17 protein-coding genes are annotated in these 23,361 nt (G+C 69.6%); 16 read left to right on the forward strand and 1 reads right to left on the reverse strand.

Features of this window, described 5'->3' with window-relative positions:
* Nucleotides 1–514 precede the first annotated feature (514 nt).
* The 3 genes from AAFN69_RS23275 (at nucleotide 515) to AAFN69_RS23285 (ending at nucleotide 4,709) form a co-directional block, all read left to right on the forward strand.
* Nucleotides 515–1,663 carry a ParA family protein gene (locus AAFN69_RS23275; RefSeq protein WP_347730631.1) on the forward strand — a complete coding sequence of 383 codons (1,149 nt, stop codon included), beginning with the start codon at nucleotides 515–517 and terminating at the stop codon, nucleotides 1,661–1,663.
* On the forward strand, nucleotides 1,663–2,778 hold the full coding sequence (locus AAFN69_RS23280; RefSeq protein ID WP_347730632.1) for a hypothetical protein: 1,116 nt from the start codon (nucleotides 1,663–1,665) through the stop codon (nucleotides 2,776–2,778). Before AAFN69_RS23275 ends, AAFN69_RS23280 begins: the two co-directional genes overlap by 1 nt.
* Before the next feature lie 548 nt (nucleotides 2,779–3,326).
* Nucleotides 3,327–4,709, forward strand: a complete 1,383-nt coding sequence (locus AAFN69_RS23285) for a DUF2637 domain-containing protein (protein ID WP_347730861.1) — start codon at nucleotides 3,327–3,329, stop codon at nucleotides 4,707–4,709.
* Between the two features lie 1,265 nt (nucleotides 4,710–5,974).
* Here AAFN69_RS23285 and AAFN69_RS23290 read toward each other — a convergent pair.
* Nucleotides 5,975–6,670 (reverse strand): hypothetical protein, encoded by a 696-nt coding sequence (locus AAFN69_RS23290; RefSeq protein WP_347730633.1) that lies wholly within the window; start codon nucleotides 6,668–6,670, stop codon nucleotides 5,975–5,977.
* A gap of 407 nt (nucleotides 6,671–7,077) precedes the next feature.
* Between AAFN69_RS23290 and AAFN69_RS23295 the strand changes: the two genes are divergently transcribed.
* The 13 genes from AAFN69_RS23295 to AAFN69_RS23355 all read left to right on the forward strand — a co-directional run bounded on the left by AAFN69_RS23295 (nucleotide 7,078) and on the right by AAFN69_RS23355 (nucleotide 23,268).
* On the forward strand, nucleotides 7,078–8,979 hold the full coding sequence (locus AAFN69_RS23295) for a hypothetical protein (protein WP_347730634.1): 1,902 nt from the start codon (nucleotides 7,078–7,080) through the stop codon (nucleotides 8,977–8,979).
* 233 nt (nucleotides 8,980–9,212) lie between these two features.
* The gene (locus tag AAFN69_RS23300; RefSeq protein WP_347730635.1) at nucleotides 9,213–10,235 is read left to right on the forward strand and encodes a conjugal transfer protein; all 1,023 of its coding nucleotides are present in this window, start codon (nucleotides 9,213–9,215) and stop codon (nucleotides 10,233–10,235) included.
* A gap of 76 nt (nucleotides 10,236–10,311) precedes the next feature.
* Nucleotides 10,312–10,539: a hypothetical protein gene (locus AAFN69_RS23305; RefSeq protein WP_347730636.1), complete on the forward strand. Its 228-nt coding sequence runs from the start codon at nucleotides 10,312–10,314 to the stop codon at nucleotides 10,537–10,539.
* A 4-nt stretch (nucleotides 10,540–10,543) separates the two neighbouring features.
* The gene (locus tag AAFN69_RS23310; protein ID WP_347730637.1) at nucleotides 10,544–11,134 is read left to right on the forward strand and encodes a hypothetical protein; all 591 of its coding nucleotides are present in this window, start codon (nucleotides 10,544–10,546) and stop codon (nucleotides 11,132–11,134) included.
* Nucleotides 11,131–11,955 (forward strand): cell division protein FtsK, encoded by an 825-nt coding sequence (locus AAFN69_RS23315; protein WP_347730638.1) that lies wholly within the window; start codon nucleotides 11,131–11,133, stop codon nucleotides 11,953–11,955. Before AAFN69_RS23310 ends, AAFN69_RS23315 begins: the two co-directional genes overlap by 4 nt.
* Nucleotides 11,952–12,803 (forward strand): hypothetical protein, encoded by an 852-nt coding sequence (locus tag AAFN69_RS23320; protein WP_347730639.1) that lies wholly within the window; start codon nucleotides 11,952–11,954, stop codon nucleotides 12,801–12,803. The genes AAFN69_RS23315 and AAFN69_RS23320 overlap by 4 nt, the downstream gene beginning before the upstream one ends.
* Nucleotides 12,800–15,403 (forward strand): ATP-binding protein, encoded by a 2,604-nt coding sequence (locus AAFN69_RS23325; protein ID WP_347730640.1) that lies wholly within the window; start codon nucleotides 12,800–12,802, stop codon nucleotides 15,401–15,403. Before AAFN69_RS23320 ends, AAFN69_RS23325 begins: the two co-directional genes overlap by 4 nt.
* A gap of 118 nt (nucleotides 15,404–15,521) precedes the next feature.
* Nucleotides 15,522–17,600: a hypothetical protein gene (locus AAFN69_RS23330; protein ID WP_347730641.1), complete on the forward strand. Its 2,079-nt coding sequence runs from the start codon at nucleotides 15,522–15,524 to the stop codon at nucleotides 17,598–17,600.
* A gap of 94 nt (nucleotides 17,601–17,694) precedes the next feature.
* Nucleotides 17,695–18,519, forward strand: coding sequence for a hypothetical protein (locus tag AAFN69_RS23335; protein ID WP_347730642.1), 825 nt, complete (start codon nucleotides 17,695–17,697; stop codon nucleotides 18,517–18,519).
* A 2-nt stretch (nucleotides 18,520–18,521) separates the two neighbouring features.
* Nucleotides 18,522–19,697 carry a peptidase M23 gene (locus tag AAFN69_RS23340; protein WP_347730643.1) on the forward strand — a complete coding sequence of 392 codons (1,176 nt, stop codon included), beginning with the start codon at nucleotides 18,522–18,524 and terminating at the stop codon, nucleotides 19,695–19,697.
* Between the two features lie 1,537 nt (nucleotides 19,698–21,234).
* The gene (locus tag AAFN69_RS23345) at nucleotides 21,235–22,053 is read left to right on the forward strand and encodes a hypothetical protein (RefSeq protein ID WP_347730644.1); all 819 of its coding nucleotides are present in this window, start codon (nucleotides 21,235–21,237) and stop codon (nucleotides 22,051–22,053) included.
* 89 nt (nucleotides 22,054–22,142) lie between these two features.
* Nucleotides 22,143–22,475 carry an SH3 domain-containing protein gene (locus AAFN69_RS23350; RefSeq protein WP_347730645.1) on the forward strand — a complete coding sequence of 111 codons (333 nt, stop codon included), beginning with the start codon at nucleotides 22,143–22,145 and terminating at the stop codon, nucleotides 22,473–22,475.
* A 262-nt stretch (nucleotides 22,476–22,737) separates the two neighbouring features.
* The gene (locus AAFN69_RS23355) at nucleotides 22,738–23,268 is read left to right on the forward strand and encodes a hypothetical protein (protein WP_347730646.1); all 531 of its coding nucleotides are present in this window, start codon (nucleotides 22,738–22,740) and stop codon (nucleotides 23,266–23,268) included.
* Nucleotides 23,269–23,361: the final 93 nt, after the last annotated feature.

Genomic DNA, 23,361 nt, shown 5'->3' on the forward strand with positions numbered 1-23,361 from the left:
CCTGATGTAATTCGCCGCGCTGGTTGCTCTCATTTCTGCGCAAGGCGATTCTCGGCGAATGATCCGAGGCCCTTGCGAATAGCAGCTCGACTGTTGAGCGGCCACCCTACACCCTGCCTGACCTGCACTACTGCCACTGTTGGGGTCGGCGTGGCGACGCCACATAGGGGTTTGGAATCTGCAGAAAAATATCGAGATGGACCATCCAATAGCTTGGGAATCTCACCGGCATTTGGTCAGTTCCCTTTCACTTTTTCGCGAGACATCTTGCAGATAGTTCGGCAAAACTTCTGACGGCTGGATAGTTCTTCGCGAGCGGCTTCGGGAGACGGGTTGAACTAGTCGCGACGAGGCATCGCGAGGCGCGCGGCTCCTCGCACCCATCAGCCCGTAAGGTGCGAAGGTGAGAGACCGGGCGAAGATCGCTAAAATCACCCATACGGCCTAGACGTGTCTGGTTATTTGGGTACCCACCTCCCACACCTGAACCTGATCGTCTGGTAATTTGCGCTTCATGAGTACCACAGACACGCAAGGATCACGCGAAAAACTCCTCGTCAGCCTCACTCCCGAGATGAGGCGAGACCTGCGAATCCGCGCTGCACAGGTGGGAGTTGACATCCAGGACGCTGCTGCGCACGCTCTCTCCCTCTGGTACGAGACTGCGGACGCATCGACGGTCCCCACGAAGGGGGCCAAGTCCTGGGGAGTCTTCCTGCCTTCTGGAGGCCCTGCCCGCTTCGAGGCTGAGTGCGAGGCCCGCAAGCTGACCAAGGTTCAGGGGATGGCTCAGGCTGTCCACAACTGGCTCCAAGCGCACCCCTCCCCCAGGGAGACGCTCATCAGCCAGCCGGTAAAGAGAATCCTCGTCGCTCTCCAGAAGGGCGGCGTGGGCAAGTCCTTCCTCGCTGCTGGAATCGCCCAGGCATTCGCCGAGATGGGTCTCCGGGTCCTTCTGATCGACTACGACCCGCAGGGGCACATGACCCGTAGGCTCGGCGTGCAACCGCTAGCTGTCGACAACGACAACTCCCTCCTCCAGCACATGCTGGGGAAGGCGCGGAAGCACATCGCTCGGATTCTCGTGGACATCAAGGGCGACCGCTTCGAGGGTCGGCTTCACCTTCTGCCTGCGTGCACGGACGCCTTCCTCTTCGACGCAGTCATGAGCTCCGTGCGCCACGGGCGTGAGGAGTCGCTGCAGCGCGCTCTCGAACCCATTGAGGACGACTACGACGTAGTGGTGATCGACGGCCCTCCGAGCCTCGGACTGGCAATGGACATCGGCATGCACTACGTCCATCGTCGAGAAGGCGAACTCGCTGAACGATCCGGCATCGTGATGCCGGTGTGGGCTGACACTCCGAGTTTCGAGGCGTACGACCTCTTCAACAGTCAGCGCAAGGACCTCATGACCGGCACGAGGGTCGAGATCGACGAGCTCGGGTTTGTCATCAATCACTTCGATAACCGGCGCGGTGCCTCACCGCAGCGGAAGAAGGAAGAGTGGGAAGAGCGCGCTGCCCCCGGCGTCCTCGCGGTGTTTCACGACCTCAAGGAGCAGCGCGAGGCCACTGATGCGCACGTTCCTCTCTTCGAGTACGCCCCCACGTGCGAGCTCTCTGATGGCCTTCGTGGTTTGGCCAAGGAGTTGTCAGCCTGATGGCGGCTAGCAAGAAGGATCGCGTCCCGAGGTACGTGCCGCAGGAACCTGAGACAGCCGGCCCGTCACGGAACGACCTGCTCTCGCGATACGGCCTCTCTGAGGAGCCGAAGGAGGGCGAGACTGAGCAGGGGGGCGAGACTGAGCAGCAGCGCAAGGTGCGTGTGTGGGAGGAGCAGCAAGCAAAGAAGTTGCAGGACGACTCGAGAGCGGGGGAGTCTCCCTCGGATGGGAAGGCATCTAGCGCGGAGGCCCCGCGCAGCGACTCACTCGAAGCTGTCTCTCCCTCAGATGCATCGACCGCGGTAGAAGCCGAGAGCGGGGAAAGCTCGACGGAGGCGACCGTTACTCACCTCCCCGCGAATGCGGATGAGCATGGGTACGTGGCTATGCCGCAGTTCTCTATGCCCACGTCGGAGGATAGGAAGGAGCGTCTCCAGCACTATCTGCGCGGTATCGGCGCTCTCGAGTACGCGACGAAGTCCAATGAGCAACGAGTCCAGCAGCAACGGCTCTTGGTTCTCGGTGAGTACATCTCGGCGATGAAGGGAGAGCGCGCCTGGGAGGCCGGAGGCTATACGACCCTGGGGGATTTGCTGCTTGAGCGCTTCGGGATCCGAAAGGACTACGCGAACAAGGTCGAGCGAGCGCTTCCCGTGGTTCGAGCTCTTGAGTCGATCACGACGATGGACCTCAAGGAGCGTCAGCTGCGCATCCTGGTGCCCGTACAGCGAGACCACGGCGACGATGCGGTGCGCAAGGTCTGGGAAGAGGCAACCCGGCGGGGCAAGCTCACTGAGAAGTCCCTTGAAGCTGCCGTGAAGTTCCTGGGCCTTGGCGCGCCTGAGGTGGCAGAGGCCAGAGTTACGGAGAGGCGAGCGCAGAAGGCTGTGGCAGCAACTTCCGACTCCACCGGAGGGGATGGAGTCGAGGCCCGGACTTCCGATGGGGGAGGGGGGCTTGAGGGGGGAGGGCCGCCTCCCGTCACGCTGGTCCTGCAGCGCATTCGCGAACTTCGGTCGACCGACGAAGAGCAGGCGAGAGTGATGATGAAGGAGTTGATCTCGGCCGTCGAGGAGCTTCGGGCCGAGATGGGGATCGACGCCAGTAGCTAGAAGCTGGCGACCATAGATGTCAGAGTGACGAGAAGCGGATACCGCGGTATCCGCTTCTCGTCACTCTGACCTTAAGCGGATACCGCGGTATCCGCTTAAGGTCAGAGTGACGAGAAGCGGAAGAGTGGCCAGAGTAGGTATTGCGAGCGACTCGCTCAGCTAGCTGGCGCCGGACCTCTCGGAGGTGAGTGATCGCGGTCGGATTCGTAGCATCCGGCGTTGCCCTCAGAGTGGCCGCAAGGTAGGCGGGCTCCCGAAGTGTGTTGCACCTCCGGTGGCTCTATGGATTCCCCGCCCGCTCGATCGTTTCGCAGATAGTCGGAGATTTCACTCCGTCGGCCTCCCATCGGACGGGGGCACACAGGCGGAGCCTTGCGAACCCTCAAGGGCCAAGAAGATCGCCACAGGCCTGCTCGAACCGACCGACACCAGCGGCCTCGCCCGTGAAGAACCCCGAAAGCGGGCTCTTCGGCGTGGGCTCTATCCACAGGCTGGCTGCTGCACGCTCCTCTCATCCAGATCGGAGGGAGTGGGAAGTGGAGCGCACCGTGGAGCACATCCGGCTGAACCGAGCTCAGCGGGTGCTGGTGGCGGTCGTCGCTGTGGGGGCGGTGGTCATTGCGGGAATCGGGTTCGCTGGGTCATACACGGCGGTGCGGGAGCTGGCCATCCGTAAAGGGTTCGGGGACTTCGCGGCCGTCTTCCCGATTGGAGTGGACGCCGGCATCGCGGTGCTCCTGTCGCTTGATCTTCTGCTCGCATGGCTACGGATCCCGTTCCCGATGCTGCGCCAGGCCGCCTGGCTGCTCACTGCGGCAACCATCGGATTCAACGCCGCTGCGGCCTGGCCAGACCCGATCGGTGTGGGCATGCACAGTGTCATCCCGCTTCTCTTCGTGGTGACGGTTGAGGCTGCCCGACATGCGGTGAGTCGACTGGCTGCTATCTCGGCCGATCGCCACATGGAGAGCGTCCGCCTGTGGCGGTGGCTGCTGGCGCCTTTGCCGACCTTCAGGCTCTGGCGTCGGATGAAGCTCTGGGAGATCCGGAAGTACGAGGACGTGATCCTGGCCGAGCAGCAGAGGCTGATCTACCAGGCGAGGCTCCGGGGCCGCTACGGCCGGGGCTGGCGCTGGAAGGCGCCGGTCGAGGATCTGCTGCCGCTGAAGGTTGCGAGGTACGGAGTTCCACTCGAGCCGTCAGCCGGGTCGGATGCTCGGCGGCCTGCCGTAGTGGCCTTGGACCGCGATGTCGGAGGCGTTGCTCCGGTTGAGGTGGACGTGGCGCACGGCGAGCTTGAGAGGAGGGCGGCCGGCGATACGGACGACTCCAGGAAGCAAGGATCGCCCTCGCTGGAAAAAGTGGACCAGGCACCGGGTGGTAGCGGCCGCGCAGCCGCGGCTCATGAACTTCCAACCGGAGCTGCCGAGAGCGAAGCCGAGCGGCGATCTCTGCCGGGGACAGACAGGGAAGCAGTGGTGGTCGTGAAGTCGTCTGGACAGCGGAGCGATGATGGCGAGCCCTCGCTGACGGACGAATCCGAGAGGGTGGGACGTCGATCGGCTCGGAAGGAGACCGGTCGCGCCCGAGGTAAGGGGACGATGACAGCGACCGCTACGGAGTCAAGCAGTCGCGTCGTGGGGGAGGGGCAAGCTGTCAGGACGGAGAGGCGTGAGGCGGTTGCCGACTCGGGAGGAGTTCCTCTGTATCTGGCGAGCGATGAGCACAGAGCGGCCGTCGAGGCGCTCAAGTCGAATGCGGCAGCGGTTCGGTACGCGATGACGGTGCTCGGCTCTACGCAGACGACGGCGGTCGTCGAGTGGCTCGCAGCGCAGGGACGTGAGGTCAACCGCGGGCAGGCGCACAAGATCACAAAGACCGAGGAGGAGCGTCAGCGCAGCGGTGAGCCGGAAAGCGAGGCGGCGTCATAGCGGGAGCTCGTGACAAAGGCCGTGGGGTCCGAGCAGTGGACAGGCGTCGATGTCGACCGGCTCGGCGGCCGGATTGCGGCTCAGGCTGGGAGCGGGCGCCCGATGCCTGTGACCGGGCACGCATCCCGGAGAGGCCACGCGTCTGCGGTCTCGGTATTAGCCGACCGGCTTCCCCCGTGGCACTCAGCAGGCGTCCACGCTGTGCCCGTCGCCCTGCCCCGGAGCGGCGCTGCGGGGCAGGGACTTCATTCTCGTGGCCGACTGCCCGTCGGTCAGTAGATGCCGATCTGGCTGTGCGGCGAGGTAGTCGGTCGATGCGTGCCTGCGGTCGCGACGCGTTGATTCGTCCGCGGGCACGATCCCTTCACGAGCGGAGCGGGCGGACAGGAATCGGAGCACGGCAGGAGGAATGTGCTCCCTTGCACCTCTCGCCTGACGCGGTGCGCTGGTCGGGCCGATCGCCTCCTCGCGCGTCCCTGTCGTCCTGAGTTCGTGACCATCGGTGTCTGATCACGGACAGCGCTTCGTCCGCGCGGCTCTCCGGTTCTGCAGAACGGGGAAGGTGGCGCACACCGTCCCGGTGGGGGAGTGGCCGGACATTCAGTAGTACCGGCCCTCGTAGTTCGAGTGCGTTCGCTTCTTCGTCAGGAGCGATTCTGCGCGGAGAGCGTCCCAGGGCAGGGGGCATCGCCACCGCTCAGGATCGTAGCTCTGGACGCGGTCGCCGACCGTAGTGGGCGCGTTGAGTTTGCAGATGAAGCCTTTACACCTCAGGACCGACCGCTGCAGCCGATGTGCCACGCGGGGTGAACGCCAGCTACAGGTCCTCGGCGGCCGGGTTGTCCGCTGCGCGATGGACGATGCGCCTCAGCTGTCTCCGAAGGAGCGCAGCAGTTGCAGTCCGCCTACTCGGTGCCGCCTCGATGTCCCACCGCTGGAGATTGTCCACCAGGGGCTCAATCACTTCGCCGAGGCGTTGCCACAGGGGGCCGGGGCCGAGGGATTCAACTTCGGCGGCAGGCGCGGGTCGATGCCTTCGTTCAGGCACTCCTCGCGGTAGCGCCGGCAGTTGACGCGTGGGTGGTGAGCCGGCCAGGGCGGACGTCGGTGGTGGTGATGGCGATCTGCTGGAGGCCCCGGTCGATTCGGTGTGGCCACTACGTACTGCGAGCATGCGGCGGCCCCGCCACGGGGCGCCGGTTCTCGTTGCGGTCGTCCACGGGAGGCGGCGGTGACTGGCGCTTCTGCCGTCTCTGCCCGGTCGCTCAGGGTGTCTCGTCTTCGAAGCAGCCGATCACGAGGTGCTCCCGGACCCGGGGCCGGCCGGGGAGGTGGTCGTCGTAGGCGACGCGCAGGATCATGGGGCTGTGGTGGTGCCGGATCTCCTTGCCGCACACCCGGCAGTCGTCATGCTCGAAGCCGAGCCGTTGTTCGATGGTCTGCTGGAGACGATCGGTGTCCCAGACCTCTTCCACGCTGTGGGTGGCGGCCACCGCGTTGCCGTAGTGGTAGGCCACTCCCTTCCTGTCGGAGATGGCGAACGCGTGGCCCCACACGGTCTGACCGGTGCGGCGGTCCCGCAGCTCGTAGACGGCTTTGTCGCCGTCGTCGGTTGCCGCGGTGCGCAGTGCGAAGTCCTCCGCGGGCGAGCGCATCGTCAGCCGGTGGGGGAGCGGCTGGTGATGTCGGTCGATGGTGGACCGGGAGATGCGGGTGATCTCCTGGATGCGGGTCCTGCTGACCCCTGCCGCAAGCGCTGCCTGGACCAGGACGTCCCGGTGGTTATGCAGCACGGCCCAGCCGGCGAGAGCACGTTCGGCATCCCCGGCTGGACCCGAACCGTCCTCGGGGGAGAAGTCCTGGGGAGCGAGACGCTCGGCGGCCTCACGAATGAGATGTGTCCTCGTGGTGGCGTCCGTGAGTTCCGCAGCGACACGGGTGATCTTCTCGATACTCTGCATGTATCGAACGATACATGCACCGTTCGATACATGCAGGTGGCGTTCTGCACGGTACCGAACTCGATGTCTCTCTCGCGCTCGCGGGCGGGATTCCCGTGCGCGCCCGGATCTGGTCCGCCGGCATAGACCGTTCTTCCTGCCTCGAGGGGTGTGCCGACCGGCCATGTCCGTTACGCCGAGGCGCGGTTGGGCACGGTGTGGGGTTCGTGCGCTCACGGGCCGGGCGCCGCGGCGGCGTTGCCTGAGCACGGCCGGGCGGGTTTTCCCGGCTGGCCCGCGGGCCGGAATCCGGGCCGGCGGCAGGCTGCGGCGGGAGTGAGTGACTCTGTCCACAGGCTGATCCTCCTACCGTGCCCTCCTGTCGGTGCTTCCGCGCGGGAGCCGGGAGTGGAGAGGGGAAATGGGCCGTGGCGCAGACGAAGTTCGACAAACAGCTTGAGGACGGGATTGAACAAGGAGCCATGGCCTTCGGGCGGTTCGTCAGCGGCGCGCCCTTGGACGGTGAGCCGCGACCACCCGGCAGTGTGCCCAGGTGGGGGATCGCGCTGCTGAGGCTGGCGTTCCTGGGCTGGGCGGGCTGGGCCGCGTGGACGTGGTGGTGGGTGAAGGACCACGACCAGGTGATCCGGGTGTCGGTCATTGCCGCTGCGGTGGCCGTTCCGGTCCTGGTCGTGGCGGCGATCCGCGGCCGGGGCCGGCGCCGGCACATGCGGACGCTGGTGATCCCGATGTCCATGGCGCTGAAGGATCTGCTGCCGGGGTGGGACGATCATCAGCGGGTGCGCGCCCTGAACATACCGATCGACCGGTCGTTCGTTGCGATCCGGCTTCCGGACGGGTGGTACGACCCCGGTGCGGTCAAGGACCAGATGCGGGAGCTGGTCCAGGCCCGGATGGGCGGACTGTGGTCGGGGGAGTGGAATCTCAAGAGCCATCCGTTCGGTGTGGTGTTCACTCCGCAGAAGCCGAAGCCGAAGCTGGAACCGCCTGAGCAGGTCGACTTCTTCAGCGATCTCGTCCAGGAGGCGATCGCGGGGTGCGTGCCGGGGCAGCTGGTGCTGGGTATCGGTGACCGGCTGAACGCGGTGAAGAAGGAGATGACCGGCGAGACGGCCATGTGGGCCCTGTCGGTGGGATCCGGCGGCGGCAAGTCGTCGTTCCTCCAGATGATCATCACTCAGCTGATCCGGCAGCGGGCGACGGTCATTGGCATCGACGTGAAAATGGCCTCCATCAACTGCTTCGAGGGCGTGGAGGGCGTACACCTCTACACCGATCCGGGGAATATCGGTGACATGCGGGCCGCGATTTCCTGGGTGGCCCGCGAGGTCGAGGCCCGGAACTACATGAAGAAGAACGACCCCGGGAAGGACTTCGACCGCCTCACCCTCATTCTGGAGGAGGGCAACGAGTTCGGGGACGCCTCGAAGGAATGGTGGAACGAGAACAAGGAGAAGGGCGAACCGGCCGGCGACCCGATCTGGGGTGACATCGCGTCCATCATGCGCATGGGCCGTCACGTCAACGTCACCATCATCGGCGTGTTCCAGGACCTGCGGGAGGCCGCTGTCGGCTCCCGGGGTCTGCGGAACATGTTCCGGATGATCATGATGGGCAACTTCAACGCGAACCAGTGGAAGATGATCGTCAACACCTCACCCGTCCCGGAGTCCGTCGACCGGGCCGGCCGGATGATGATCATCGAGGGCAACCGGCGGAAGTGGATCCAGGTTCCCTACGCGGACCCGGACGCCTTCCGCGAGCACAGCATCAAGCTGCGCAACGAGTTCGGCTACAGCACCGCGGACCTGTACGGATCCCCGCCGGCGCGGAGCCCGCAGCGGCTCCCGTCGCTGCTGCAGACGTCAACGCCCCTGTTCACGAAGGAATCCGCTCCCGATGAGCGGGCCGTACCCGCAGGCCCGGGGGAGAGCGGCGCGGCGCTGCCGCAGGCAGAGGCTGAGGACGAGGAACCGCTGGAGCTGGAGAGCGGTGAGTCACCGGACGCTGAAGAGCCGCAGGAAGAGGACGAGCTGCTGGCGCTGGCGGAGATATCGAGAAGGCTGGCCGCGGACGGGATCGAGGTGAGCGCCGACCTGATGCGCCAGCACAAGCGTCGCCGCAAGGACTTCCCCGCCGGACGGACCGTCTCGGGCAGGGAACTGTTCGTGCTGGCCGACCTGGCCGCGTACTACCGGCCGGACGACGAGGCCGGGGTGACCGATCCTCCGCCGCACGGCGAGGAGGACGACGCCGATGGCGCTCCGGAGGCACAGGACCCGGAACCGGACGACGGCGAGGACGGCTGACCGCCTTCCGGATCGGGTGCTCACAAAGGAGGGGCCACGGGTATTCCCGTGGCCCCTTCTTTCTGTGCCGGCGCTCGTGCCCGGGCCTGGCCGTGAACTGCCGGAACTTATCCACAGGGGTGCGCTTTTACCTTTCCCGTGTGAGCTTTCCGCGACATACGTGAGGCCGCGTGACATTCCGTCATGCCCTGATGCGCGGAGGCCGGATATCGGGAATTGGCCGAGGAGTACGGATGAGTGCGCTGCGGAAGATGATGAATCTTCCACCGAAAGAGCCCAAGGGCGGTGATGACGAAAACACCGCGGCCGTCGGCGTCCCGGCGGACACGCCGGCACCTGGGAAGGGGAAGCCTTCGCCCGCGCTCGGCTGGGCGGAGGAAGAGGAGTCGTCGGGACGCTCAGCGGCCCGGAAGGCGGGCCGGGTGGCGATCTGGCTGGTCATCGGACTGGCCGCCTTCACCGGTGTGCGGACCTGGATCTTCCCCGTCGAGCCGCCGGCCCCCGTCGAGCAGAAGGACCCCCAGGCCGAGGCCCGGAAGAGCCATGTACCCGAGGCGGAAGCGCAGCAGGTCGCCGCCCGCTTCGCCCGCTCCTACATGACGTGGAACGCGCGGGACCCGGACTCCCGGGCGAGGGAGCTCGGGATGGACCTCGCGAAGGGCGTCGACCCGAAGCTGGGGTGGAACGGCGCCGGGCTTCAGATGGTCGCGCAGACCATTCCCGGGCCTGTCACCCAGGTCGGCGGGAAGCGGGCCCGGGTGCGGGTCGATGTGCGGGTCAGCGTGGTCACCGGGAGCGGCAAACAGCAGCGGAACGTGGCGAGTTGGCGCGGCCTGGAGGTGCCGGTCGCCCAGGGGCAGGGCCGGGTCGTGGTCACCGGCGCGCCCGCGATCGTGGGTATGCCCGCTGCCGCCGCGTACAAGGCGCCCGACGGCCGGGAGCCCGACTCCGCGCTGTCGAGCCAGACCCGCGACATCGTCCGTGACTTCTTCTCCTCCTGGGCCCAGGGCAGTGAGGACCAGGCTGCCGCGCCCGGCGCGGACATCGCGCCGATCGGCCCCGGCCTGCGGCTCGACGCGCTCGACTCCTGGGTCGTCGACGCCGGCGGCGGCGACAGACGGACCGGCACGGCGACCGTGCGCTGGAAGGTCGCCGGCGGTCAGGTGCAGCAGACCTACCAGGTCTGGCTCGCGAAGGTCTCGGCCAGCAGCGCGAGCCGCTGGCAGGTCGAGGCGGTCACCGCGAAGACCGCGTGACCCGCCCCGTCCCTCCCTGCCGCAACCCGCCGGCTTCCCCCACCTCGTCCGCACCAACCGCAAGGAGCACACACCCATGGGAGAAAACGAGCTCGTCTCGTGGATCTTGGCCATCGTCGGCAGCCTCTTCGTCGCCGTCCTCGCCGTCCGAGCCTTCGGCCACTGGATGAAGAAGGAATGGGGCGCCCTGATCACGCACATCGTCGGCGGAGCCGTCGTCGCGGTCATGATCTTCACCCCTCAGCAGGCCGTCACCATCCTCCGGTTCATCGGCGGCAAATTCGCCTCCGTCTTCACGGGCTGACGCGATGAGGACCTCACACACCTACACCCGCCACTGGGACATCGAGACCCGGCAGCACGAACTGCTCGGCCTGGACCTGGGCGAAGGACTGCCGCGGACCACGCTGAAGTACGGCGCGGTCATCTTCCCGCTGTGGTGGGGCGCCTGGCTCCTGCTGCTCGGGTTCCCGCCGCGGCCTCTCATCCCGCTGTTCCTGCTGCCGCCGCTGTTTCTCACCTTCTACGGGGCGAAACGTTCCGCCACCTACTGGAGGCGGACGAATCTCCTGCTCTGGGGGGTGCGGCTGAACTACCTCAACCACGGGCTGCGGCCCGTCATCGGCCGCGGACGCATCCCCGCGCCGAAGACCGGTCTGCGTCTGCGGACCCGGCGTCTTGCCGAACGCGCGCCCCAGCTCGCCGAAATGCCCGCGTTCTCCTCCTACTTCACCCACGACAGCACTGCCCCCGATCCCGCCGAGTCCTGCGGCGGGCCCGCCCGCCTGCGGCCCCGCCTGCGCATGTACGGGCCCGACGCCGTCGCCCGGGCACGCGCCAAGGCCGCCAAACGGCGCCGTCAATCCCACCGGAACACATCGAAGGACAACCCCTCATGACCGTCCAGACCTCCATCCCCGTCCAGGCCCTGCGCACATCGGTGCGCCTCGCCGACCGGTACACCCTGACCGCGCTGAACGCCGCGCAGGCTCCACTCCTCGGGCTCGCCGACGGCGACCAGCCGCTCCACCTGCCCGACACCGCCGCGCACACCCTCGTCGCCACCGGCGCCGGGGGCGGCACCACCACCCTGCTGCGATCGCTGACCGCGCAGGCACTGGCGCTCGGCGCGAGCGTCGACCTCATCGACCCGGGCGGATCCGGGCACCGGTGGGCCCACGACCTTCCCGGCGTCCGCTACCTCTCGAAGATCGCCGAGATCCACGACCACCTCCTGATCAACGTCGCGGCTCTCCAGGACGGGACCGGCGACTGGGACGGCGGCTGGAGCGGACGCCGCATCGTGGTCATCGAAAACCTCGCCACGGTCACCTACGGACTGCGCGAGTTCTGGAGCCAGACCCGGCCCGAAACCCAGCTCGAAGAGGCCCCCGGAGTCGAGGCCCTCGGCGTGCTGCTCGCCGCCGGCCCCGCCTTCGGGATCCAGATCTTCGCCGGCAACCCGCGCGTCGGCCTGCCGGGCCTGGGCCCCGTGCCCGTTGCAGACGTCTTCCCCACCCGCGTCCTCGCCTACGGCGGCGCCGCCTTGTGGCAGCGCGTCGCCCCCGAGGTCTGGTCCATACCGCCGGTGTCCCTGACCCCGGGCCGGATGCACGTCGTCGCCGACCGGAAAGCGACCCCGTTCCAGGCCCTGTTCCTCAGCGACGTCGAAGCCCGCGCCCTGGCCCGCGGCGTCATCGAGACCGGGGAGGCGGCATGAGGTTCCTGCCCCGACGACGGCCCGGCCCGCCGAGCACGCCGGATTCACCGCGCCTGCCGCAGCCGCACGTCGACCTGACACACGGGGCGGGCCAGGAGGCCGCCCGTCTGAGCGAACACCCGCTGATCGGCCTCGACGCCGAAGGCGCCGCCGTCCACCTCACCCCGAGCGACGGGCACGTCCTGGCGGTGGCCCCGCCCGGCACGGGCACCACCGAACTGCTCCGCAGCCTCGGCGCGCAGGCCCTTCTCGCCGGCCAGCACCTGGACATCCTCGACGTCCACCACGTCGAGCACGCCTGGGCCCGCGGCCTGGACCGCGTCACCTACGTGGACGACCCCGACCAGCTGCACCGGCACCTGCTCGGCCTGGCGCACCAGGCCCGCGGCCGCGCCGCGAAGGGACAACCCGGGCCCAGACGGCTCCTGCTGGTGGAGAACGACGGCACCACCCAGGTGCTGCTGGACCACCAGGCGGACCCGCGCCCCAACGGCGTGGCCCTGGACGCCCTCACCGCGGTCCTGGCCCACGGCCGGCTCGCCGGCATCCAAGTCGTCCTGGCCTGCCGGGAGGTGCCCGGCCCGCTCAACGGACTGGCCCGGGACCTGTTCTCCACCCGCCTGCTGACCGACCCGAGCGACCGGACCTGGCGCACCGCGGGCCCTGCGGGCCTGACACTCCCGCCGGGCCCCGGCTTCCGCCCCGGGCTGTGGCACCACCTCACCCGTACCGGCACCCACCGCCTCGTGCAGGCCGCCCGGATCGCCGAGGACACCGCCGCCGCCTTCGCCCGCCGTGCCCCCGACCAGCCCCCCGCCGACCGCCGTACCAAGGAGTCGCACCCGTGAGCACCACCACCAAGGCGGCGAAGAAGTCCGCGACTCGGTTCGGCCGGCTCCTCGGGCTCGGCGCCGAACGCCTCATGAAGGAACCACAGCTGGTGGCCATCGCCGACGGCCTGGTCGTCACCGACGTCGCCGCGGAGGCGTGGTTCACGCTGTCCTCCTCCAACACCGACCTGATGCCCGAGGACCGTCAGGACATGGAGCAGGACGCGGCCGCCCTCGCGCTCGCGAAGGTCCTGCCCGGCTACGAATGCCACCTCAAGGTCATCTGGGCGCGCCTGGACGGGGAGGACTACCGCGAGGAGGCCCGCCGGATCTTCACCGCCGGCGACGTCGAAGCGGTCGCCGAGATGTGGGCCCAGCGTCTGGACACCCTCGACCTGCCGCAGCGGCACATCCTCCTCGGGATCCGGCTCGTCGAACGGGACACCGCGGCCAACGCCACCGTCAAGAACGGAATCGCCGGCGCGCTCGGCGTGAGCCACACCGGACTCGACGAGAGTGAACTCGCCCACCTCGACGGCCTCGCCCGGCGCATGGAACGCCGCCTGGAGACCACCCCCTGGCGGGCGCGGATCGCACCGGCGGAACTCCTGGCCTGGGCCGTCTCCCGCGAGAGCTTCCGCCCGCAGCCCGCCCCGCCGCACCTGCCCACCGTCGCCGGCGCGTCCCTGGTCCGACTGACCCAGTCCAAGGCCATCCCGCACGCCGACCACGTACGCATGCTGGACGCCCGCGGCGAGAACGCCGCCTGGGTCAGCGTCCTGGCGATGCCCGCGTTCCCCGAGGAACTCATCACCCCCGGCGAGCAGGAATGGCTGCGCTGCCTCAGCGAGATCAGGTACACCCACCCGGTCACCGGGGACGACGCCCTGGTCTGCCCCGAGGCCAGCGTCCGCTTCACCGTGTGGACCAAGGGCCACGCCATCAAGCAGGTCGACAAACAGCGCCAGTCCGCCAAGGAACAGCGCAAGTCGGCCGCCGAGGGCAGCGCGGGGGAGACCTTCGCGGAGACCGAGGAGACCGAGTCCGTCATGGAGGACCTGCGCCGGCAGATGTCCCGCGACGGCATGACCCTGCTGGAGGACCATCCCCGCATCATCGTCTCCTCCACCGACTCCCTCGAAGACCTCCGCGCCCGCTGCGACGCGGTCACCGCCCACTACGCCGGTCTGAGCATCGACGTCACCGTCGCCTCCGAGGAACAGCGCGAACTGTGGCTGGAGGCGCAGATCGGCGACATGCTCCGCGTGTCCGACCTCGGCCACATCCGCACCACCGACGCCCTCGCCTCCAGCATGTTCTGGGGCGGGTCGGAGGCCGGCGACGACGAAGGCCCGATCGCCGGACTGCTCACCGGGACCACCCCGGGCGTGTGCCGCATCGACATCACCGCCGGCAGCGCGCGGGGCGATGCGACGACCACGGCGTTCGTCGGCCGGTCCGGCCGCGGCAAGACAACGAGCATGATGCTCGCGACGCTGATCGCCGGCCTCAAGGGTGCCTTCAGCCTGATGCTGGGCTTCAAGGGCGACGAGGGCGGCCTGGTGAAGGCCGGCGAATACCTGGGCCTCGACGCGCATCACGTCACCTGCGGCGTGGACACCCCTGCCGTCGCCGACGTCTTCCGGCTGCTGCCCAAGGGCGACGCCGCCCTCCAGGTCGTCTCCCAGCTGCTGATCATCCTGCCCGAGCGGATGCGGGACGCCGGAGTGGAGACGCACCTGCTGCGGGCCTGCAACGCCATCGCCCAGCACGAGGACGCCGCGACCTGGAGGGTGATCGAGTACCTGCAGGACAGCAGCGACCCGCTCGCGGCCGAAGCCGGCGAAGCCCTGTCGGAACTCTCCCAGACCCAGCTCGGCGCGCCGCTTCTGGGAAACCCCCACGACGGCGCCTCGCCACTGCGCCCCGAGCCTGGCCTGTGGCTGGTCCAGGTGCCCGGCCTGACGATGCCGCAGGCCGGCACCCGCCCGGGGGAGATGACGATGACCGAGAGGGTCTCCCTCGCGCTGATGCGCGGACTGATCGCGTACGCGCTCAACACCTCCGCCCGCGCCGACCTGCGCAATCTCCCCAAAGTGGTGGCGATCCCCGAGGTCCATGTCCTCACCGGCACCGACGACGGACGGCGCTTCATCGACTACATCGCCCGTACGGGAAGGGCACTCGACACCTCGCTCGCCATCGACACCCAGGACCCCAAGTCCCTGCTCGGCATGGACGGCGTCCTGGAGGCGATCACCACCGTCTGCGCCTTCGAGCAGAGCACCCGCAGCCAGCAGGACGCCATGGCCGAACTCCTGCGCCTCCCCATCTCCGACAGCACCCGCGCCCTGATCCACAGCGTCGGCAAGGACCCGCACGGCAACATCCGCCACGGCCACTGCATCGTGCGCGACCGGCGCGACCGCGTCGCCACCATGCAGTGGGACGCCCCCTCCTACGAGCTGCTGCGCGCGCTGTCCACCAACCCGAAGGACCAGGCCGCCGACCACGAGAGCGCCCGCCACGACCCCCCGGCCGACGCCGGCCCCGGCACCCCGTCCGCGTCGGCGGACTCTGTCCACAACCCGCCGCAGGAAGGGTCGGAAGCCGCATGACCCCCACCCCCAGCGGGCCGCCCGACGCTGCCCGCGAACCGAGGAGGTACGCCGTGACCTCACGACCGCGCACCCCCGCCAGCCGCGGCCCGGCCGCCGACGGTCGGGAGCGCCCGGCATGAACCGCCCCCTGAACCAGCGTCTGCTGCACGCGGTGCTCCGCATGTGGCTCGTCCTGCCGCGGCTGCGGACCCTGATGATCCCCACCGCCGGCATCCTGGCCACCCTCGGTGTCCTCGCCCCGGCCGCTGCCGCCGACGACAAGGACAAGTACAAGCCGGGCGGCATCGGCGACCTGATGCCCAGCCCTTTCCAACCCCCGGGCCAGGGGACCCTGTTCGAGTCCTACAGCCCCGATGTGTACCAGCTGGACAAGCAGCTCTCCGACGACCTGACCGGCGGCGATCTGATCGACGGCTGGCTCCACGGCTTCGGCAACATGCTCATGCAGGTCCTCTCCCTGGTGGGCCGGGCCGCCGTCGTGATCGTCGGCTGGTGCTTCAACGTGGTCTCCCTGCCAGGGGTGGAGGACGCGATCTCCGGCGCGATCGGCGCCGCGGCCGGGCCGATGATGACGATCTTCCTGCCGACATCCGTCGCGGTCGGCGCGTTCGTCGCCTGGGCCAAGCGCGCGGAGGCCTCTCCGCTGGGACAGCTCGCGTGGGTCGCCGCCAGCGCGGCGATCGCCACGACCTTCCTGACCGCCCCCTCGACCTGGGTGCAAGGCGTCGACAACGGCCGGCAACTGGGGGCATCCGTCGCGATGACGACGATCGGCTCGGGCCTGTCGGGCAGCGAGGACGCCGCCGTGCCGTTCAAGACCCCCGAGCCCGCCTGGTCCGACAACGAGAAGGACAACACGGTCCGGCGCGCTGGCGATGCCGTTTGGCGCACATATGTGGCCACACCGTGGTGCATCGCCAACCTGGGCTCGCTTGAGGCATGCCAGAAGTGGGGACACGAAGTCGTCAAGCTCGGCACCGACATGGACGAGCGTGAGGACTACCTCGTCAAGAACATGGGCGACGAGGCCGTCGGAAGCGAAGCCGTCCAGTGGCGACAGGGCCACACACCGGGAGGACGCATCGGTGTCCTCATCGCAGGCATCATCAGCTGCGTCATCTTCAGCGCCCTCGCCCTCACCCTGGCCATCACCACCCTCGCCAGCCTCATCGGCGCTCTGATGCTGCTCGTGTGCGGCGTCGCCTTCGCCACCCTCTGGTGCATACCCGGCAAACCCCGCCAATGGGGGGTGCAATGGTTTGAAATGTTGATCGGCCTGGTCATGGTGTCCTTCACCTCGACCATGCTCCTCGGCTCCGTCATGGTCGTCACGGTCGCCATGATGTCGCTGCTGTCCACCTACGGCTGGCTCATGGTCAGCGCCCTCAACATCTGCGCCGCCCTCATGGCCTGGCAGGTCAAGGGACGCCTCGACGGGATCGTCTCGGCGGGCGGCGCGCAGATGGCCGGCCGCGGCGTGTTCAGCACCATCGGCCGGATGGCCGCCGCCCGCCGTATGTACCGCGCGGTCACCAGCCGAGGCCGCGGAGGGCTCGGCGACACCGACCGTCACCCGCCCGCCCCCCAGCCCAGCACAGGCGGCAACAGCGGAGGCACCCCGGGCGGCACACCCCCCACTCCCAGCGGCGGACGCAGCCGCCCCACCCGCACGATCCCGCCGCCCCCGAGCTACCCGCCCACCGCGCACCGCCCGGGAGCCCCCGGCCCCTCCACCGGAGCGGGCCTTCCCGGCGGACCCGGCGGACCCGGCGGCCCCACCGGCACGCGGCCCGGGGGACCCACCGGGCCCACCGGTACCCGGCCCGCAGGACCCGGCGGACGCAGGACCCGTCCCGGCACCGGCCCCCGCCCCGGACCGCGGCGCCGCCCCGGCCCCACCCCGCCGGGAACCACCGCTCCGGGAGCCACCGCCGGCGGCTACTCCGTACGCCCGGGCGCGCCCCGCCGTACCGGCCCGCCGCCCGCCGGCCCGTCCCAGGGCAGCGGCACCGTGATCCAGGGCACCGTCATCAACCGGCCGGCGGCCGCCCCCACCGGTGCGCGATTCCGCACCTACCCCCCGCCGGCCGCCCCGTCACGGCCGCGTACACCCGGCCTTCCGCCCGGCACCGGAGCCCGCCCGGCGAGCGGTACCCGCACGGGACCGCCCCGCCCCTCCCGCGGCAGTTCCTGAGCCGTCTCTTCCCGCCCCGGGCAGCACCCCCCGGGCGGTCCCGCCCTCAGCGCGGACCGCCCGGGGCTGCCCGCCACGCCCGCACGGAGCCCCTGTGACCGACGAGAACGACTCCCGCACCCACGACAACGACCCCGCAGCCCGCCCCCGCCGGGGCCCCGCCCCCCAGAGCGCCGCCGAGTGGCGGGCCCTGCTGCGGGAGGAAGAACTCCCGCCCGAGATAGACGAACTGCGCGGCCGCAAGCGGCGGAGGGCGAAACGTCGTTGGCGCTCGGCCCGCCGGGAGGCGCGCACCGAGTGGATCCGCACCGAACGCCGCAACACCCCCACCCCGGTCATCATCCCGGTCATCGCGCTCTTGGTCGCCGCAGCCGTCGCCGCAGCCGCCTGGCTGCTGCCCGGCGACGGCCGTGATGACGCCCGCGCGGCCCCGAAGGCCCCGACGACCCCGTCCATGCAGGCGCCGCAGAGCCCCGGCGGCACCTCCCCGGCCCCCGAGGTGAGCGCCCCCGCCGTGGCGGATGACCCGCAGACCGTCAGCCGTGCGTTCGTCACCGCCTACACCGGCCGCCGCCCCGTCCAGGACGGCAGCCACAAAGCGGCTGTCGAGCGGGCCGCGCCGTACGCCTCCGACGCGCTGGTGGAGAACCTGACCACACACGACGACCTCGACTTCAACCAACTGGTGGCCAAGCAGGCCACCGAAGCCACGCCCACCAGAGTCGAGATCGGCCAGCCCAGCGCGAAGGACCGTCCCGCACCTGACACCACCCTCCGCGTGTACCTGCGGGCCGACGTCACCCTCGACGTCAAGGGCACCGACCCCCACCGCTACACCCGTCACCTGACCGTCGAAGTCGCGCGCGCCGACGCCGCCTCCCGCTGGATGGTCACCCGCGTCCTCGGACTGGAGGAGTAGCCGTGGACCAACGCGACGTCATGCGGGGCGCGGTGAAGGCCGCCGGGGTCGTCAAGAAGGGGGCCCAGCTCAAGATCGGAGCGATCGCGCTGTGCGTCTTCCTGGTCGGCCTGCTCCTGCTGGGCCTGTTCTTCCCCGCCGGCCGGGCAGAGGCGTCCGGCTGCGAGGACACGGGCCCGGGCACGGGGAACGCGGCCCCCGACGCCTCCGGAACCCCGGCCACCGGCACCCTGCGCGAGAAGCAGCTCACGTACGCCCAGCAGATCGACAAGGCCGCGCAGAAGGTGAAACTGCCCGGCCGGGCCACCCTCATCGCGCTGATGACCGCGATGCAGGAGAGCACCCTGCAGAACCTCAACCGCGGTCACCTCGACAGCGTGGGCCTGTTCCAGCAACGGCCCTCCATGGGCTGGGGAACCAAAGCGCAGATCATGACCGTCAGCTTCGCCGCCGAGTCCTTCTACCTCGGCCGCGGCACCAACCAGGGCCTGACCGACATCAAGGGCTGGGACAAAATGCCGCTCGGCCAAGCCGCCCAGAAGGTGCAGAAGTCGGCCCACCCCACCCTGTACTCCGGCCATGAGACCACGATGCGCAAGCTCGCCAAGGACGCCGGCATCAACCTTGAGCGCGGTGGCTCCACCACGCCCGCCGGAAGCGACACCAGCACGCCGGTCACCAGCGACAACACCGACTGCGGCGTGACCCAGCCCGGCACCGGAGGCAGCGCGGGCGGCAGCGCTGGCGGAAAGTTCACCGACGGCAAGCAGACCTGGAAGCTCAACAACCCCCGCTCGGTCGAGGACGCCATCGCCTGGGCCAGGAAGAACTCCGGCCCCGGATCCTCCGCCGACTGGTATCGCAGGTGCCTCGCCTTCACCGCGATCGTCTACGGCTGGAACTTCAGCGGCGTGAACTACGCCATCGACCACTACACCGTCGTACCGAAGTCGATGCGCCACGACCGCGACCGCAATCCGCCCGCGGGCGCGCTGATGTACTGGGACACCGGCAGCCGGGCCGGCCACATCGCCGTCTACCTCGGCGACGGCAAGGTCGCGAGCAACGACATCACCAGACCGGGCTACATCGACATCGTCGACGCCGAGGCGTTCGAGACGAAATGGCGTGCGCGCTACATCGGCTGGACCCCGCCGCACTTCCCCAGGGCCGGATAGCCGCCGCCGTGTGACGAGGATTCGTAGTTGGCACAAAAGAGGGGTAGTTGGCACCGGCGAGCCTCGGGCTCGTAAGTCTGCTGGTCAGCGGCTCGACGGGCTCACGCGCGCGAACCCTACCTGTACGTAAGTGCCAACTATCTCTCTGAACTCGGCGCCATTCCCAGGACGCCTATCTGGCACATGTGCTGGTCAGCGCGCTGACGCGGTGCCGACTACGAGTCCTCGTCACACGCCGGCCCAGGGGCCGCCCGCCCCGGCGGGCGGCCCCTCCTCCCACATTCCCGGGACCACCGCGCGCACCCGCCCCCCGGAGTACGACCAAGGACCCGCCATGCCCACCAGTCACGCTCTGTGGCACCGCCCCCGAAGACCCGCCGTCCGTACGGCACCCCGCTACCGCGACGTTCTGGCCACCCCCTGCGTCACCCGGCTCCTGGTGGGCGCGGTCATCGGCCATCTCCCCGTCGCAATGGCCCGCTGGCGATGCTGCCACCGTTCCCACCACAGCCGTAGGCGTCGCGACCGCCGGGGCAAGCCCTGCGAGCGCGGTTCCGGCGGCTTGGCCCAGGCCCAGAGAGGCGACCAGCCAGGCCGACCTTGGCGAGTGCGTGCGACGGGACGAGAGCGTCGAGTGCGTGGAAGCCGGTGACCAGGAGCGGTGCGAGGAACAGTCCGGTCAGCACCGCGGCCGTGACCGCAAGGGCCGCGGAGGGGTCGGCGAGCATCGGGAGCGAGCCGGGGAACAAGCCGGCGCCGATGAGCAGCAGGTGGCGCGAGGGTGACCTCGGCCAGGTGCGGCGGCCGAAGAGCAGCCCGCCGGTCACGCTGCCTGCCGCGAGCGCTGCGGGGATCAGCGTGGCCAGGTGGTCGGCGTGTTGACGCTCGGATGCCAGAGAGCGCCGTAACGTTCAGTGCTTCCAGAGTGATGCCCGCGCCGAACTGAGCGCCGCTTTCAGCTGCCTCCTGCTCTGGTCTCGATGACACCACCTCACACCGACCGCATCACGACGGCATTCTGCCCCCGTACGGACTTCCCTCGCGCTAGCGTGAATCCGGAGCCCGGCGCACATCCCCCGTGTGTGCGCCGGGCCGTTTTGCGTCCCCGGGCGAGCAACGCGATGCGGGAGCGAGCGGGCGCCGGTCCAAGGCGCTGTGCAGGGCCGGCTTCGCGGCGGTTGACCCGCCGGCAGCATCGTTACGACAGGGCGAGAGCCCTCCGGCGCGCGAACGCCCGGCGGTCGCCTCGGCGCACGCCCGTCCCGGGCCGGGCATACGAGCTCTGGCAATCCCCAGTCCTCGAACTCGGGGCGTCCGGCCGGCGTGACCGGCCGGCGGACTTAGCTTCCGCACAGTCAGTGCGAGGTGCCGCCTCTGTCCACAGCTGCCGTCCTGCGTATCCCGCGAGGCCCGCGAATTCCGGATCTCTGTCCACAGGCCAGCAGATCCAGGATCGGTTCACCAGCAGGTACTTCGCCTCGGCGCAGCGTGCGCCCGACGGTCGAGCCTGCCGTGAATCAGTGGAGGCTCTCAACTCATGCGTCAGACCCGACCGCGCCGGCTGCGCCGCATCGTGGCGACTGCCGCGCTCGTCGCCGCCTCGGGAGCGCTGGCCGCCCCGGCCGCGCTCGCCGTGACCGGCGCACCGGCGCCCACGGTGTCCGCCTCGGCGGCCGACGAGACGGCACCTCCCGCCCAGGACGGGGCCCCGGAGGAAGTGACACCGTCTCCGGACCCGCCCGCGGATCCGGGCACCGATCCCGCCGTCCCGCCGACCACGGACCCGACCGAACCGGGAACGGACCCGACGGATCCGCCGGACCCCACGGACCCGCCGGACCCGACGGATCCGCCGGACCCGACGGATCCGCCGGACCCCACGGACCCGCCGGACCCCACGGACCCGCCGGACCCGACCGATCCGCCGGACCCCACGGACCCGCCGGACCCGACCGATCCCCCGGACCCCACGGACCCCCCGGACCCGACCGATCCCCCGGACCCGACCGATCCGCCGGACCCCACGGACCCCCCGGACCCCACGGACCCGGGCACCGATCCGGGCTCTGAACCGACCCCGGAGCCCACGCCGAGCACCGACGGCACCGGGGGCGCGGGTGGCGACTCGGACAAGAACGACACCGACAAGGACACCGAGTCGCCCAAGGGCGGGGTCACGGAGCAGATCAGCGCCAGCGACACCGTCACGCCCGCCGGCCGCCTCGCCCACACGGGCGCGGACGGCAACACCACGGTGGCTCTCGCCGCCGGGGGCCTGCTCGCTGCGGGCCTGGCGGCCGTGGGCGCCGTCGGCTACGGCAAGCGCCGCGCCGACCGCACCACCACACCGTCCTGAGCACCTCGCTCTGACGCGAGCCCGACCCGGTGGCCCGCCAACTGCGGGCCACCGGGCAGCCATCCCGAACCGAAAGGACCTCGAAAGCCATGGCCGCACTCAAACGCATCGCCGCCGTCGCCCTGTCCGTCTCCCTCCTGACAGGCGGCGCCCTCGTCCTGGCCCCGTCCGCCTCGGCCGACAGCAACTGCTCCACCTACGACCAGGGCGCCGAAGCCAAGAACGGCATCAACTTCCGCACCGGGCCCTCGACCTCGTACGCGAGCAAGGGCCTGCTCTACAAAGCGGACCGCCTCGCCCTCTACTGCAAGAGCGGCTCCTGGTACAAGGCCAAACTCGTCAAGCGGTCCAAGAGCGGCCTGAAGGCCGGGACCACCGGCTGGGTCCGCCAGGACATGATCAGGCTCCACCTCGCCGGATAGCCGGCTCTTCCCGGCCGCTGCGCGAGCCACGCCCGAGCCCCTCTCCTCTCACGAGGCACGTGGGCGGCGCGCTGCGCCCCTGCCGGACCGGCGCAGCGGCCGAGGAACCGGGGCCGGGCGGAAAGACCACACAGCTCGCCGGCCAGAGCGCCCCACTGCACACGCCGATCGGCGGGCACGCCCGCCCACTGCCCCGCCGCCTTCCTGGCGGGGCGGCCGCGAACGGCCCGCCGACCTGACCCACCTTCTGGAGGAATCCACCATGCTCAAGCGCATCACCATCCCTCTGCTCGCCGTCGCTGTCGCCGGCACCACGCTCGCCACCGCCGGCACGGCTTCCGCAGCCAGCTACAAGTGCAAGACCAGCAGCAGCGGCTCCTACGACGACCCGTCGTACAGCGGGCCCGACAGCGACAACTGGGAATTCGACGTCAAGCTGTGCTCGAAGAGGTCCGGGGGCTACATCTACACCACGGCCACGGTCTACTGGGACGGTCCCTATTCGAGTGGCACGAACAATGACTTCACCTTCAACAAGGCGAGGTTCCACCTCGACACGAAGAAGAGCGTGAGCGGCCCGGACCCCGCCGTGAAGTCCGCCAACTACACCGGACTCGAAGCCGCGCTCGAGAACAGCAGCGCCGCGGGCAACGGTGCCTACAAGACGGGCACGCTGAAGTACAAGGCCGGATCGGGCCGCTACTACGCCGACGGCTACATCCAGCTGGACTGGTCGGGCGACGGCAAGGACTACAAGGCGCCCATCCACTTCGCCGCATCCCCCACGGTGTAGGAGCCGCGTCCGTACCGGCAGACCGTCTTCCCCACCGCGGTCGCAGAATCCTCCCGGGACCTCCCGTGCCCCCTGCTCCCGTCGGTGCTGTCC

The sequence above is a fragment of the Streptomyces sp. CAU 1734 genome (assembly GCF_039888735.1).
In the GTDB taxonomy this organism is placed as follows: domain Bacteria; phylum Actinomycetota; class Actinomycetes; order Streptomycetales; family Streptomycetaceae; genus Streptomyces.

What these genes read in the sequence shown, in the direction of transcription:
- AAFN69_RS23275 (WP_347730631.1), top strand. Translation starts at nt 515, where the DNA reads ATGAGTACCACAGACACGCAAGGATCACGCGAAAAACTCCTCGTCAGC.
- AAFN69_RS23280 (WP_347730632.1), top strand. Translation starts at nt 1,663, where the DNA reads ATGGCGGCTAGCAAGAAGGATCGCGTCCCGAGGTACGTGCCGCAGGAA.
- AAFN69_RS23290 (WP_347730633.1), bottom strand. Translation starts at nt 6,670, where the DNA reads ATGCAGAGTATCGAGAAGATCACCCGTGTCGCTGCGGAACTCACGGAC.
- AAFN69_RS23300 (WP_347730635.1), top strand. Translation starts at nt 9,213, where the DNA reads ATGAGTGCGCTGCGGAAGATGATGAATCTTCCACCGAAAGAGCCCAAG.
- AAFN69_RS23305 (WP_347730636.1), top strand. Translation starts at nt 10,312, where the DNA reads ATGGGAGAAAACGAGCTCGTCTCGTGGATCTTGGCCATCGTCGGCAGC.
- AAFN69_RS23310 (WP_347730637.1), top strand. Translation starts at nt 10,544, where the DNA reads ATGAGGACCTCACACACCTACACCCGCCACTGGGACATCGAGACCCGG.
- AAFN69_RS23315 (WP_347730638.1), top strand. Translation starts at nt 11,131, where the DNA reads ATGACCGTCCAGACCTCCATCCCCGTCCAGGCCCTGCGCACATCGGTG.
- AAFN69_RS23320 (WP_347730639.1), top strand. Translation starts at nt 11,952, where the DNA reads ATGAGGTTCCTGCCCCGACGACGGCCCGGCCCGCCGAGCACGCCGGAT.
- AAFN69_RS23330 (WP_347730641.1), top strand. Translation starts at nt 15,522, where the DNA reads ATGAACCGCCCCCTGAACCAGCGTCTGCTGCACGCGGTGCTCCGCATG.
- AAFN69_RS23345 (WP_347730644.1), top strand. Translation starts at nt 21,235, where the DNA reads ATGCGTCAGACCCGACCGCGCCGGCTGCGCCGCATCGTGGCGACTGCC.
- AAFN69_RS23350 (WP_347730645.1), top strand. Translation starts at nt 22,143, where the DNA reads ATGGCCGCACTCAAACGCATCGCCGCCGTCGCCCTGTCCGTCTCCCTC.
- AAFN69_RS23355 (WP_347730646.1), top strand. Translation starts at nt 22,738, where the DNA reads ATGCTCAAGCGCATCACCATCCCTCTGCTCGCCGTCGCTGTCGCCGGC.